Source organism: Kitasatospora sp. NPDC059571, assembly GCF_042735675.1.
Classification (GTDB): Bacteria; Actinomycetota; Actinomycetes; order Streptomycetales; family Streptomycetaceae; genus Kitasatospora.
The window spans coordinates 1,935-14,893 of record NZ_JBHWBW010000164.1 but is presented as its reverse complement, the minus strand read 5'-3'; the positions used below and the strand labels follow the sequence as shown (position 1 = coordinate 14,893).

Genomic DNA, 12,959 nt, shown 5'->3' with positions numbered 1-12,959 from the left:
GCCTCCTGGCGCTCGCGCTCGGTCGCCGCGGCCAGCTTCTCGGCCTCCGTCCGGGCGCGGGCGAGGGTCTGCTCGGCGCGGCCCTGGGTGGCGAGCGCGTGCTCCTTGGTCTCGGTGCGCAGCCGCTCGGTGTCGGCGGCGGCATTGGCGCGCAGCTCGTCCGCGTCGGCCTTGGCGCGGGTGAGCAGCTCCTCGGCGCTGCGGGCGGACTCCTCGATCTGCACGACGGCCTGCCGGCGCGCCTCCGAGCGCACCCGGTCGGCCTCGGCGGCGGCCTGGGCGCGCAGCTCCTCGGCCTCGGCGCGCAGCCGCGCCGCGTCCTCGTGCATCCGCTCCATCTGCTCGCGGATCGAGGCGGCGTCGTCGAGCGCGGCGTTCTGCGCCTCCTCGACGGCGGCCATCGCCTCGGTGCGCAGCCGGTCCGCCTCCGCGGCGGCCTCGGTGCGCAGCCGGTCGGCCTCGGTCGCGGCCTCCTCGCGGGTGGTGGCGGCGTCCCGGGAGGCCCGGTTGAGGACCTCCTCGGCCTGCTTGGCGGCCTTGGCGAGGTGCACCGCGGCGTCCTTGGCGCCGTCGGCGCGACCGCGCTCCTCGGCCTCGGCGCGCATCGCCTGCGCGGCGGCCTCGGCCTCGGCGCGCACGGCGGCGACCTCGCCCTCGGCCTCGGCCCGCAGGTCGGCGATGGCGGCCTCGGCCTCGGCCTTCAGCTCGGCGGCGACCGACTCGGCGGTGGCGCGCAGCCGCTCGCTCTCCTCGGCGGCGGCGGCCTTGGCGGCGTCGGCCTCGGCCTGCGCGGTGGCCGCGGCGGCCTTGATGAGGTTGGCCTCCTTGGTGGCGGCGGCCACCATCTTGGCGATCTCGGCCTTGGCGGTGAGCGAGCGCTGCTCGCTGGCGGCCTCGCCGTCGGCGACCCGCTGCTCGGCCGCGGCGGCGGCCTCGGTCTGCAGGCGCTCGGCGGCCTGGCGGGCGGCGGCGAGCTGGTCGGCGGCCTCCCGGCGGGCGCGCTCGGCCTCGGCGAGGGCCTCGGCGCGGAGTCGTTCTATCTCGGCCTGGGCCCGGCCGAGCGCGGCCTCGGCGCGCTCCTGGTCCTCCAGGGCCTGCCGCTTGAGGACGGCGATCTCGGCCTGGGCGGCGGCGAGCCGGTGCTCGGCGGCGGCGTGCGCGTCGGCGAGCTGCTGCTGCGCCTCGTTGGCGGCGGTGCCGCGCAGCTCCTCGGCCTGGGCGCTCGCCTGCTGGGCCTGCTCGGAGGCGGCGCGCAGCAGGCGCTCGGCGTCGGTCTGGGCGCGGTGCAGGGCGGCCTCGGCTGCGGCCTGGGCCTCGCCGCGGGCGGCGTCGACGTCGGCGGCGGTCTGGGCGCGGGCCTGGTCGGCGAGGGCGGTGGCCTCGGCGCGGGCGGCGGCCATCATCCGCTCGGCCTCGATGCGGGCCTCCTGCAGGAGCCGCTGCGCCTCGTGCTCGGTGCCGGCCCGGGTCTGCTCGGCCCAGGAGACGTTCTCGTTGACGTGCCGCTCGGCGGAGCGCCGGAACTCGTTGAGCTCCTCCTCCAGCTGCCGGCGGCGGGTCGCGAACTCGGCCTCCAGGCGCGCGGTGCGCTCGGCGGCCTCGGCGAGCAGGCGCTGGGTGGCGGCCTGGGACTCGCGGTGCTGGCGCTCGGCGTCGGCGCGCAGCTGCTCGGCCTGCATCTCGGCGGTGCGCAGGAGCTGTTCGGCCTGGCCGGAGACCGAGTCGAAGGCCCGCGGCTGGGCAAGCTGGCGCCGGGCCTCGTGCAGCTTGGCCCGGAGCACCTCCACCTGGTAGGCGAGGTCCTCGGCATGCTGGACGGTCTTGTCACGCTCCTTGCGAGTCCGATCCATCTCGGCCTCGAACTTGGAGAGGTGATCCTCAACCTCGTAGCGGTCGTAGCCCCGCACTCCGCGGTCCCATCCATCTCCTGGTCGCGTCCTCGACCCGGCCGACCGACGCCCCTTCTCCTGGCCTGGGGGCCGGACCGGCTGGTCCTTGCAGCCGCGGCACCTGCCGCGGTCGGAGGCCTCCGGGGCGGTGGCGCGCGGCGTGCCGCGTCCCCCGTCCGAGTGGACTCCTGGGCGAACTCTTGCCTAGTGGAGAATGGTGACAGATCAGCACTGCGACTGTTCAGCCGTGCCCGCTCAGTGGGACTCCCCTGCGGCCGGCCCGGACGGTTCGCCCGTCCGTTCCCGCCTTCGGCCGTGCCCACCGGCCCGGCCTGACCGGAGCGCTGGCGCACCTGGGCATTGTAGTGTGCGCGGCTTGCAGGGGAATGGCCACGTGGTGGTTTTCCGAGGTTACCGGCGGGTTGTGGAGAGGGCCGTTGCGGTACGACCCCCTCCGCTTGCCCTCGGACGGGGCCCCTGGATCAGTGCTCGCCGCCGGCCGAGGTCACCAGCTCGGTCAGCACGCCGCCGCAGTCCTTGGGGTGCAGGAAGGTGATCCGGGAGCCCATCGAGCCGATCCGCGGCTCGTCGTAGAGCACCCGCACGCCCTTGCCGCGGATGTCCGCGGCGTCGCCGTCCACGTCCGCCGTGCCGAAGGCGATGTGGTGCACGCCCTCGCCGTTCTTGGCCAGCCACTTGGCGACCGTGGAGTCCTCGCGGGTGGGCTCCAGCAGCTGGAGGTAGGAGGCGCCGCCGTCCCCGGTGTCGTTGATCTTGAGCATCGCCTCGCGGACGCCCTGCTCCTCGTTGACCTCGCTGTGGAAGACCTCGAAGCCGTAGGTCGCGCGGTAGAACTCGACGGTCTTGTCGAGGTCGAAACAGGCGATGCCGATGTGGTCGATGCGGGTCAGCACGCGGGCCTCCAGGCTGGGCGTCGGACGGGGGAAGGGCTCCAGTGCAGCGCATCCGGGCGGGCGGCCGCCACCGCGCGCGGTGCGAGCCTGCTCACACCGCGGCACCGCCGGCACACGGGGCGCGAACCTCACCCCGCGCGCCGTGTCACGGTGTTGACTGGGGGGTGACAGTGCCGCTGATCACACCCTGGCGGCGGTGACGCACGGGTTACAGCTCAGTACATTGAGCGGCATCCCCACACCCTCATGCCTGACGCGCGAAGGGGCTCGTCTCATGACTACTTCTGTGATCGTCGCAGGTGCCCGCACTCCGATGGGCCGGCTGCTCGGCTCCCTCAAGGGCTTCTCCGGCGCGGACCTCGGCGGGATCGCCATCAAGGCCGCACTGGAGCGGGCGGGCGTCACCGGCGACCAGGTCCAGTACGTGATCATGGGCCAGGTGCTGCAGGCCGGCGCGGGCCAGATCCCGGCCCGCCAGGCCGCCGTCAAGGCCGGCATCCCGATGAACGTCCCGGCGCTGACCATCAACAAGGTCTGTCTCTCCGGCCTGGACGCCATCGCGCTGGCCGACCAGCTGATCCGCGCCGGCGAGTTCGACGTCGTCGTCGCCGGCGGCCAGGAGTCCATGACCAACGCGCCGCACCTGCTGCCGAAGTCCCGCGAGGGCTTCAAGTACGGCGCGATCGAGATGCTCGACGCGATGGCCCACGACGGCCTGACCGACGCCTACGAGAACATCCCGATGGGCGAGTCCACCGAGAAGCACAACACCCGCCTGGGCATCGGCCGCGAGGTCCAGGACGCGATCTCCGCCGCCTCGCACCAGCGGGCCGCCGCCGCGCAGAAGAACGGCCTCTTCGACGCCGAGATCGTCCCGGTGGAGATCCCGCAGCGCAAGGGCGAGCCGGTCCTGTTCAGCCAGGACGAGGGCATCCGCGGTGAGACCACCGTCGAGACCCTGGCCCGGCTGCGCCCGGCCTTCGCCAAGAACGGCACCATCACCGCCGGCTCCGCCTCGCAGATCTCCGACGGCGCCGCCGCCGTGGTCGTGATGAGCAAGGCCAAGGCCGAGGAGCTGGGCCTGGCCTGGATCGCCGAGATCGGCGCCCACGGCAACGTGGCCGGCCCCGACAACTCGCTCCAGTCGCAGCCGTCCAACGCGATCGCGCACGCCCTCGGCAAGGAGGGCCTGACCGTCGCCGACCTCGACCTCATCGAGATCAACGAGGCGTTCGCGGCCGTCGCCCACCAGTCGATGAAGGACCTCGGCGTCACCGACGAGAAGGTCAACGTCAACGGCGGCGCGATCGCGCTCGGCCACCCGATCGGCATGTCCGGCGCCCGTATCGTGCTGCACCTGGCGCTGGAGCTCCGGCGCCGCGGCGGCGGGACCGGCGCGGCCGCCCTCTGCGGCGGCGGCGGCCAGGGCGACGCTCTGATCATCAAGGTCCCGGCCCAGGGCTGACCCGCAGGCACAGGCACGTTCCGTCAGGGGCGCACACACTCGTGTGCGCCCCTTGTCGGGGATCGAGGAGCACTCTCATGGTCGATGTGGCGACGCTGGTCGAGCAGGCCCGGCAGGGCCGGCCGCGCGCGGTGGCCCGGCTGATCTCGCTGGTCGAGAACGCCGCCCCGCAGCTGCGCGAGGCGATGGCGGCGCTGGCGCCGTACACCGGGAACGCCTACACGGTCGGGCTGACCGGCTCGCCGGGCGTCGGCAAGTCGACCTCCACCTCGGCGCTGGTCTCCGCCTACCGCCGGCTCGGCAAGCGGGTGGGCGTGCTCGCCGTCGACCCGTCCTCGCCGTTCTCCGGCGGCGCGCTGCTCGGCGACCGGGTCCGGATGCAGGACCACGCCACCGACCCCGAGGTGTTCATCCGCTCGATGGCCACCCGCGGCCACCTCGGCGGCCTCTCCTGGGCCGCCCCGCAGGCCCTGCGGGTCCTCGACGGCGCCGGGTGCGACGTGATCCTGGTGGAGACCGTCGGCGTCGGCCAGTCCGAGGTGGAGATCGCCGCCCAGGCCGACACCTCGGTGGTGCTGCTCGCCCCCGGGATGGGCGACGGCATCCAGGCCGCCAAGGCGGGCATCCTGGAGATCGGCGACGTCTTCGTGGTCAACAAGGCGGACCGGGACGGCGCGGACGCCACCGCCCGGGAGCTCAACCACATGCTCGGCCTCGGCGAGTCCCGGCAGCCCGGCGACTGGCGCCCGCCGATCGTCAAGACGGTCGCCGCCCGCGGCGAGGGCCTCGACGAACTCGTCGAGGCCCTGGAGAAGCACCGTGCCTGGCTGGCCGAGACCGGGGAGCTCGCCGTGCGGCGCACCCGGCGGGCCGCCCAGGAGATCGAGGCGATCGCGCTGGCCGCGCTCCGCGCCCGGATCGGCGACCTGCACGGCGACCGGCAGCTGGCCGGCCTCGCCGAGCAGGTGGCCGCGGGCAGCCTCGATGCCTACGGCGCCGCCGACCGCCTCGTCGCCGGCCTCACCGCGAGCTGACCGCCGCGCACCGGCCGCCCGCGCCCGGCAGGCCGGGCGGCCGCGGTCTCAGGACCGGCCGCGCAGCGCCCGCAGATGGTCGGCGACGGGCGCGAGCGCCTCGTAGAGGGCGTCGATCTGCTCGGGGGTGAAGCGGTCGACGAAGTGCCGGCGGACGCTGCGCACGTGGTCCGGGGCGACCTGCTGGAGCATCTCCCAGCCCTGTTCGGTCAGGTGCGCGTACAGGCCGCGCCGGTCGCCCGGGCACTCCTGGCGCAGCACCAGGCCCGCGCCCTCCATCCGGGTGATCTGGTGCGAGAGCCGGCTCTTGGACTGCAGCGTGGCGGTCGCCAGGTCGGTCATCCGCATCCGCCGCTCGGGCGCCTCGGAGAGCACGACCAGGATCTCGTAGTCGTTGATCGCCAGGTTGTGCGGCTGGAGCTCTCTGCTGAGCTGGTACTCGAGCAGTTTGCTGACCTCCAGGTGGGCGCGCCAGAACTGCTGTTCGCGGGTGCTGAGCCAGGGCGTCTCCGCCGCGGCGGCCGGGGGGGAGGCGGCGGGGGCGTCGGTGACGTGGGTGTCCATGACCTCAGCATACCCGAGGTTGTTAAATGTTGTACTAGCTTACGAATCCCCCCGGCGCGCCCCGCCGGCTCCCGCCCGGGTCAGAGGCCGAACCTCCGGCCCAGGTCGCCCAGGTTGCCCAGCCCCGGGATGTTGACGTTCGGCAGCTGCTGCTGCCCGCCGTGCCCGGCCTGCTGGTGCGGCACACCGCTGCCCGGAACGCCGGCCTCGGCGTGCACCACGCCGACCGAGCGCTCGGCCATCAGCGTCTCGGTGGACTGCAGCAGCACCTGGCCGGCGCCGATGAACTCGAACTGGTGCTCCTCGCCGGAGGCGCCGCCCAGCCCGGTCAGGTGGCGCAGCCCGCCGATCAGCCCGTGCATGTAGCCGTGGTCGTAGTGGTGGCACGGCGCCGGGCAGTCCGCCCAGCCGACCAGCGCCTGCGGGTCGACCCGGATCGGCGGCTCGACGAAGTGCACCGGCCCGTTGGAGGCGGCGACGAACTTGCCGGTGCCGATCAGCGTCAGGAAGCCCGGGATGATCGACTGCTTCAGCTTCAGCGAGGGCTCGAAGGCCAGCAGGTTGCCGGAGCGGACGGTCAGGTTGCCGTTCTCCAGGTCGTACGAGTTGAGGTCGAACGCCCGGTCGGCCAGCAGCAGCTTGCCGCGGCCCTCGGCCACCACCCAGTCGGAGGCGTGCAGCGGGGAGTTGAAGTTCCGCTCCAGCATCTGGTCGATCACGCCGCGGCCGATGCCCGAGAAGCGCATGTCGCCGTAGTAGGCGATCATCTTGCCCTTCTGCAGGTAGTACGCGCCGTTGAGGTCGACCGAGAACGCGTACGGGTTCACGTTGTCGTTGACCGGCAGGCTGTTCGCGTCGTGCACCACCGGGCCCTCGCCGCCGTGGGCCTGCGGCAGCGGCGCACCGTAGGCGCCCTGCGGGCCCCCCTGGTAGCCGGGCTGCTGCGGCGGGTACGGCTGGCCGGCCTGGGTCGGCTGGTAGGCCTGCTGGTAGCCGGGCTGCTGCGGCGGGTACGGCTGGCCCTGCGGGGGATAGGGCTGTCCCTGCGGCGGGTACGGCTGGCCCTGCGGCGGGTAGCCGGGCTGGGGCTGGCTGTACGGCTGCTGCCCGTAGGGCTGCTGCGGCGGGTAGGACATCAGAGCTTCTCCTCACTCGCCTGCACGTACACCACGCCGTGGCCGGACAGCTCCAGCTGGAACGCCTCGCCCGAGCCGCGGCCGACCATGTCGCGCCAGCCCAGCGCGGTGGACAGCTTGTTGGTCACCTGGCCGCGGTGCGCCACGTACGCCTGCGGGTCGACGTGCACCGGCTGGCCCGGGCCGATCGGCAGCTCGAAGACGCCGCCGTGCGCCATCACGGCCACCGAGCCGTGGCCGTCCAGCTTGGTGGTGAACAGGCCCTGGCCGGTCACCTGGCCGCGGACGATGCCCATCACGCCGCCCTGCTGGCCCATGAACATGGTCGACTGCTGGAGCGTGCCGTCGAAGGCCAGCAGCCGGTCCGCCTCCACGTAGAGGGTGTCGCCGGTCAGGTCGATCACCTGGACGTTGTGGCCGCCGTGGCCGAACATCACGCTGCCCTGGCCCTCGACGGTCATCAGCGGGGTGTCCTCGTTGGCCACCCGGCGGCCGATCATCGACATCACGCCGCCCTGGCCGCCCATGTTGTTGGGCGTGAAGCTGACCTCGCCGGTGTAGGCGAGCATCGAGCCGCGCTGGCTGAAGACCCGCTGGCCGGGCATGATCTTCGCCTCGACCATCTTGTTGTTGATCTTGGTGAACGGCATCAGACGTCGCCCCCGAAGGTCAGCTTCTCGGACGGCTGGACGTAGACCAGGCCCTCGCCGGCGAACTCGACCTGCATGGCCTCGCCGCCGCCCTCGCCGATCAGCGTCGTCCAGCCCGCGCCCGACTTCAGGCTGCGGTTGAGGTTGCCGGTGTGTGCGACGTACGCGCCCGGGTCGACCCGCAGCGGCATCCCCTGGGAGACCCGCAGGATGATCGCCGGGCCCTTGGAGGTGAGCGCGGCCCAGCCGTGCCCCTCGACCTTGGTGGTGAACAGGCCGTTGCCCGACGCCATGCCGTTGAGGCCGGTGAAGGACGTGCCGGTGTGCAGGGTCGCCTCGGTGCAGAGCAGGTTGTCCGACTCGACGAAGAGCGTCTCGCCGTTCAGCCGCACCAGGTTGACCTCGGTGGCCTTGTCGGCGAAGTAGCAGGTGCCCTGCCCCTTCACCTCCATGACCTCCATCTGCTCACCCGTCAGCCGGCGGGTGACCATGCCGCGCAGGCCGTCACCGCCGCCGGACATCTTCTTGAAGTTCATCTGGCCGGTGTAGGCCACCATGGTGCCGTTACGGGCCTTGACCGAGTCGCCCGCCATGTCTACGGCGAGCACCTTGGAGCCCTGGAGTCGAAACTGTGCCACCGGGCGAATGTAGCGGCAGCGGCCCGCCCCCCGGGAGAGGGCGCGGGCCTCTGGTACCGACCCGGTACAAATCACGGGCTGTCAGACGGCCTCGCCGACCCGCCCCGGCGCGGTGCCCGCGGCCTGCTCCACCTCCAGCAGCGAGGCCGAGTGCCGCTCCGCCTCGAAGGCCACCACGCCGCCGCGCAGGCCGAACAGCCGCTTGGAGAGCAGGATCCAGAGCACCGCGGCGATGTTGAGCAGCAGCGTGCCGATCTTCAGCACGCTGACGTGCTCGGTGAGCTCGTACACCTCCAGCGGGAGGAAGGCCGCGGTCGCCACCACGGTCAGGTACTCGGCCCAGCGCCGGCCCAGCCACAGGCCGACCGCCTCCACGATCTCGATCAGTGCGTACGCGATCAGTGCGCCGGCCACGATCAGCAGCGTGGAGTGCTTGTAGTCGAAGGTCTTGCGGATGGTGTCGACGATCGGGGAGTGCTCCAGGTCCCAGTGGAAGTGCTCGGTGACCGGCTTGAAGACCGACAGGTTCTCGTCGAAGATCCGGCGCACCGCGTCCTGGCTGTTGGAGAACTTCCACACGCCCCACGCGACGACGATGATCAGCAGGCCGCGCAGCAGCCGCTCCACGGCCAGGAAGCGCAGGATGAACAGGTCGCGCAGCGCCTTCCCGCGCGGCACCAGCGGCGCGTCCTCGGCCGGGCCCGAGCCGTGCGGCTCGCCCAGCGAGAAGTCCCCGCAGCGCAGGCACCGCCAGGCCTCGCCGACCGCGGTCGGCGCGTGCAGGCGCTCGCGCAGTGCGGGCTCGTCGGGTGCGTAGGTGATGTGCCCCTTGCGCGAGCAGGTCCGGCGGTTCCAGTCGATGCGGAACATGTGCGTGTGCCCCCGATGTCCGTCGGCCCGGTCGTCGGGCCGTGCGGCAGCAGGATAGGGCGCCGGCGCGTGATGCTGCCCACCCCGGGCCGCCCCGGGGGCCGGGACGGCTGTTCGGTCGGCGATAATGAACAGCGGCTTGTGATCCCGTTCACGAGCGCGCGCCGACCGACCCCGAGGTGACCCCCGTGAAGACCAGCCCCGCCGTGCACCGCCTGCGTCTCGTCTCCGGACCGGAGGGCCTGTCCTTCCTGCTGCTGCTGCTCTGCTCGGTGCTCAAGCGGACGACCAGCTTCAACGCGGTGCCGGTGATGGGGATGGTGCACGGCGTGCTGTTCATCCTCTACGTGGTCTTCCTCGCGCTCGCCTGGCAGCAGCAGCGCTGGGACGCCAAGCGCGGCGTCCTGCTGTTCGTGCTCTCGGTGCTGCCCACCGGCGGCTTCTTCGCCGAGCGGATGCTGGCCCGCGAGGAGCGCGGCGAGGCGCCCGCGGCGCCGGTCGCGGCCTGAGCCGCCCCGGACGTGGTACAGCAGCCGGGCCTCCCCTCCGGAGGGCCCGGGTGGGGGGTTTTGGGGGCGGGGGGGGTCAGTTGACGTTGACCGCGGTCCAGGTGGCGGCGACCGTGTTGTACTCGGTGGAGCCGCTGCCGTAGAGGTCCTTGGCGGCGTTCAGGGTCGCCGTGCGGGCGCTCTTGTAGTTGGTGGTCGAGGTCATGTAGACGGTCAGGGCGCGGTACCAGATCTGCAGCGCCTTGGCGCGGCCGATGCCGGTGACGGTGGCGCCGTTGTAGGTCGGGCTGTTGTAGCTCACGCCGTTGATCGTCTTCGCGCCGCTGCCCTCGGACAGCAGGTAGAAGAAGTGGTTGGCGACGCCCGAGGAGTAGTGGACGTCCTTGCTGCCGACGGAGGAGGACCAGTAGTCGGCGGAGGCCCCGTCCTTGGACGGCTTGTCCATGTAGCGCAGCGGGGTGCCGTCGCCGTTGATGTTGATCAGCTCGCCGATCAGGTAGTCCGGCTTGTCCGCGGCGAGGTTGGCGTAGAACTCGACACCGGTGCCCATGATGTCGCTGGTGGCCTCGTTGAGGCCGCCGGACTCGCCCGAGTAGTTCAGGCCCGCGGTGGCCGCGGTCACACCGTGGCTCATCTCGTGGCCCGCGACGTCGATCTCGGTCAGCGGGTGGGTGTTCCCGGAGCCGTCGCCGTAGGTCATGCAGAAGCAGGAGTCGTCCCAGAACGCGTTCACGTAGTTGCTGCCGTAGTGGACGCGGCTGTAGGCGCCGACACCGTCGTTGCGGATGCCGTTGCGGCCGAAGGTGTTCTTGTAGAAGTCCCAGGTGGCCGCGACGCCGTACTGGGCGTCGACCGCGGCGGACTGGCCGTTGGAGACCGTGCCGGTGCCCCAGACGTTGTCGGCGTCGGTGTAGAGGGTGCCCTTGCCCGAGGTCTTGTGGGCCAGGTCGGTGGTGTACTGGCCGCCGCGGGTGGCGTCCTTCAGCTGGTAGGTCGAGCCCGAGAGCGTGGTGGTCAGCGACACGCTGCCCACGAAGACGCCCTTGCCGGTGCCGGCCGCGGTCTGGATCTCCTCGTGGGTGGAGAGCACCGCGCCGCTGGAGGCGTCGGTCACCAGGATCTGGCGGCTCGGGGTGCCGTCGGAGCGCATGCCCTCGACGGTCGACCGGTAGGCGAGGCGGGGGGTGCCGGAGGCGGCCCAGACGACCAGCTGGGCGCCGGAGCCGGGGGTGACGGAGGACAGCGCGGCCTCGTCGGCGTCCAGCGTCTTGCCCACGGTGGCCTGCACCGCGCCGGCGGCCTTGGCGGCGGCCTGGGCGGAGGAGAGCTTCGGGGTGGTCGAGGCCGGGGCGACGGAGCCCGGGACGGCCTTGTCGACCGAGGTGACGGCGCCCTTGGCGTCCTGGTGCACGATCAGGTCGCCGCCGAGGACGGGCAGGCCGTTGAAAGTGCGCTCGTAGCGGGTGTGCCGGGCGCCGTTGGCGTCGACCACGGCGTCCTTGACGACCAGGGCCTCCTGGCTGCCGAGCCCGGCGGCGTGGGCGGCGGCCGGGGCCTGGGCGGTGGCCTGCGCGAACAGCTGGGCACGGGCCGCGGAGACGGCCTGCCCGACCGGGGCGGGGACGGCCTGCGCGATGCCGGCACTGACCTGGATGGCGCTGGCGAGCACCGCCGATGCAGAGAGAACGGCTCCGACTGTCAGCTTTCGCTTCACGTACGGATTCCTTCCGGATCAACCGCGTGTGCGCGGTCGCACCTCGCTCCGGGGCACCGGGGTTAGTGCCTGCTGGGGCGGAACGGGCGCTGACGTGCTGCTCCGTGCGGTCACACGACGTCCGCCGGTGGGGTGGGCCGGCTCGGTCGAACGGGGCTGGTCAGAAGCATGACAACGACGAATCCGAATGGACAGGCCCAGGGCAAGAGTTGGCAAAGGCTCGCCAGCCGGCGGCCTGCGAACAAACCGGGCAATACTCCCAAATGCCTTGATTTGCTGGAGGTTTCGGTACGGACTACACCTGACTGACCATGGGAAACGGTCAACTGGCGTTCGCCGTACGTTTGTTGCCGCAGCATTGCGCAGGTCCGTACGGATGGTACGGACCTGTTCGCCCCCTGGCGGGATCCCGCCATCCGCCCGGCCTTGTCCACCATCGTGGACAGCTGCTACCTGCGATCCGCCCCGCCGGTACGGTGGAAGCGTGGCCAAGCCCCTCGCACTCGACTTCGACCCGATCGCCCGCGCCGACGAGCTCTGGACCCGCCGCTGGGGCGGCGTTCCGTCCATGGCGGCGATCACCTCGGTGATGCGCGCGCACCAGATCCTGCTCTCGCGGGTGGACGCCGTGGTGAAGCCGTACGGGCTCACCTTCGCGCGCTACGAGGCGCTGGTGCTGCTCACCTTCAGCCGGACGGGCCGGCTCCCGCTGTCCAAGATCGGCGAGCGGCTGATGGTCCACCCCACCTCCGTCACCAACACCGTGGACCGGCTGGAGCGCGACGGCCTGGTCGCCCGTCGGCCCAACCCCGCGGACGGCCGCGGCGTGCTCGCCGAGATCACCGACCGCGGTCGCGAGGTGGTCGAGCAGGCCACCCGGGAGCTGATGGACATCGACTTCGGCCTGGAGGGCTACGGCGCCGGCCAGTGCGCGCAGATCTTCGACGTGCTGCGCCCGCTGCGGATCGCCGCCGGCGACTTCGTCCCGCCGGCCGAGCCCGCCCCGCCCGCCGGCTAGCACCCGCCCGGCACCCGCCCGGCGCGCCGCCCCGGCGCGCGCTCCCGCCGGGGCGGGGGTCCGGCCGGGGCGGGGCGTAGGGGCGGTTACCCTCGATGGCATGAAGCAGAGCGTGCTGACCCGATACCGGGCGCTGGCGTACACCACCGGCGTCCTGCTGATCCTGCTGACCCTCGGCGTGATCGCCAAGTACGTGCTGGGCGTCGCGGGGGCGAGCGGCTTCACCACCGCGGTCGGCATCGCGCACGGCTGGCTCTTCGTCGTCTACCTGGTGTTCGCCTTCGACCTGGGCACCAAGGCGAAGTGGCCGATCGGCAAGCTCGCCTGGGTGCTGGTGGCCGGCACCATCCCGACCGCGGCCTTCTTCGTCGAGCGCGGCGTCACCCGGGAGATCACCCCGCTGATCGCCGCCCCGGAGCCGGTCTCCGCCTGACCCCCGTCCTTCCGGCTCTGCCAGGCCCCTCCCCGTCCGCGGGGAGGGGCGGTGGGCGGGGTCTTTTAAACAACACCCAACCCACGAGACGTGGGTTGGTCGGGGTTTGGGGGGTCGGGGGGGGA

The 12,959-nt window shown here is 72.5% G+C and carries 12 protein-coding genes and 1 pseudogene; 5 read left to right on the top strand and 8 right to left on the bottom strand.

What is annotated here, in order from left to right; all coding sequences use genetic code 11:
* A pseudogene (locus tag ACFV0G_RS19550) lies at positions 1-1,907 on the bottom strand (hypothetical protein); the annotation flags it as partial.
* 464 nt (positions 1,908-2,371) lie between these two features.
* The gene (mce, locus tag ACFV0G_RS19545) at positions 2,372-2,803 is read right to left on the bottom strand and encodes a methylmalonyl-CoA epimerase (RefSeq protein ID WP_380548956.1); all 432 of its coding nucleotides are present in this window, start codon (positions 2,801-2,803) and stop codon (positions 2,372-2,374) included.
* 286 nt (positions 2,804-3,089) lie between these two features.
* On the opposite strand from mce, the gene ACFV0G_RS19540 reads away from it, so the two are divergent.
* Together ACFV0G_RS19540 and meaB are read left to right on the top strand one after the other, a co-directional pair.
* A complete protein-coding gene (locus ACFV0G_RS19540) occupies positions 3,090-4,268 on the top strand; it encodes an acetyl-CoA C-acetyltransferase (RefSeq protein ID WP_380548962.1) in 1,179 nt (392 codons plus the stop codon).
* A 77-nt stretch (positions 4,269-4,345) separates the two neighbouring features.
* Positions 4,346-5,302, top strand: a complete 957-nt coding sequence (gene meaB, locus ACFV0G_RS19535) for a methylmalonyl Co-A mutase-associated GTPase MeaB (RefSeq protein WP_380548952.1) — start codon at positions 4,346-4,348, stop codon at positions 5,300-5,302.
* A gap of 48 nt (positions 5,303-5,350) precedes the next feature.
* Here the strand turns inward: meaB and ACFV0G_RS19530 are convergent, their stop codons facing one another.
* The 5 genes from ACFV0G_RS19530 to ACFV0G_RS19510 form a co-directional block, all read right to left on the bottom strand.
* A complete protein-coding gene (locus ACFV0G_RS19530; RefSeq protein WP_380548949.1) occupies positions 5,351-5,866 on the bottom strand; it encodes a MarR family winged helix-turn-helix transcriptional regulator in 516 nt (171 codons plus the stop codon).
* A gap of 80 nt (positions 5,867-5,946) precedes the next feature.
* A complete protein-coding gene (locus ACFV0G_RS19525; RefSeq protein ID WP_380548959.1) occupies positions 5,947-6,762 on the bottom strand; it encodes an AIM24 family protein in 816 nt (271 codons plus the stop codon).
* A 239-nt stretch (positions 6,763-7,001) separates the two neighbouring features.
* The gene (locus ACFV0G_RS19520; protein WP_100888495.1) at positions 7,002-7,652 is read right to left on the bottom strand and encodes an AIM24 family protein; all 651 of its coding nucleotides are present in this window, start codon (positions 7,650-7,652) and stop codon (positions 7,002-7,004) included.
* Positions 7,652-8,290, bottom strand: a complete 639-nt coding sequence (locus ACFV0G_RS19515; RefSeq protein ID WP_380548946.1) for an AIM24 family protein — start codon at positions 8,288-8,290, stop codon at positions 7,652-7,654. The genes ACFV0G_RS19520 and ACFV0G_RS19515 overlap by 1 nt, the downstream gene beginning before the upstream one ends.
* A gap of 81 nt (positions 8,291-8,371) precedes the next feature.
* Complete coding sequence (locus tag ACFV0G_RS19510; protein WP_380548943.1) at positions 8,372-9,160, bottom strand: DUF2127 domain-containing protein; 789 nt, start codon at positions 9,158-9,160, stop codon at positions 8,372-8,374.
* 188 nt (positions 9,161-9,348) lie between these two features.
* Between ACFV0G_RS19510 and ACFV0G_RS19505 the strand changes: the two genes are divergently transcribed.
* Positions 9,349-9,669, top strand: a complete 321-nt coding sequence (locus ACFV0G_RS19505; RefSeq protein ID WP_380548940.1) for a DUF3817 domain-containing protein — start codon at positions 9,349-9,351, stop codon at positions 9,667-9,669.
* 76 nt (positions 9,670-9,745) lie between these two features.
* Here ACFV0G_RS19505 and ACFV0G_RS19500 read toward each other — a convergent pair whose 3' ends face one another.
* On the bottom strand, positions 9,746-11,383 hold the full coding sequence (locus ACFV0G_RS19500) for a M4 family metallopeptidase (protein WP_380548937.1): 1,638 nt from the start codon (positions 11,381-11,383) through the stop codon (positions 9,746-9,748).
* 484 nt (positions 11,384-11,867) lie between these two features.
* Between ACFV0G_RS19500 and ACFV0G_RS19495 the strand changes: the two genes are divergently transcribed.
* Together ACFV0G_RS19495 and ACFV0G_RS19490 are read left to right on the top strand one after the other, a co-directional pair.
* A complete protein-coding gene (locus ACFV0G_RS19495) occupies positions 11,868-12,401 on the top strand; it encodes a MarR family winged helix-turn-helix transcriptional regulator (RefSeq protein ID WP_380548934.1) in 534 nt (177 codons plus the stop codon).
* Positions 12,402-12,501: 100 nt separating this feature from the next.
* Positions 12,502-12,834 (top strand): DUF3817 domain-containing protein, encoded by a 333-nt coding sequence (locus tag ACFV0G_RS19490; protein ID WP_380548931.1) that lies wholly within the window; start codon positions 12,502-12,504, stop codon positions 12,832-12,834.
* Positions 12,835-12,959 lie beyond the last annotated feature (125 nt).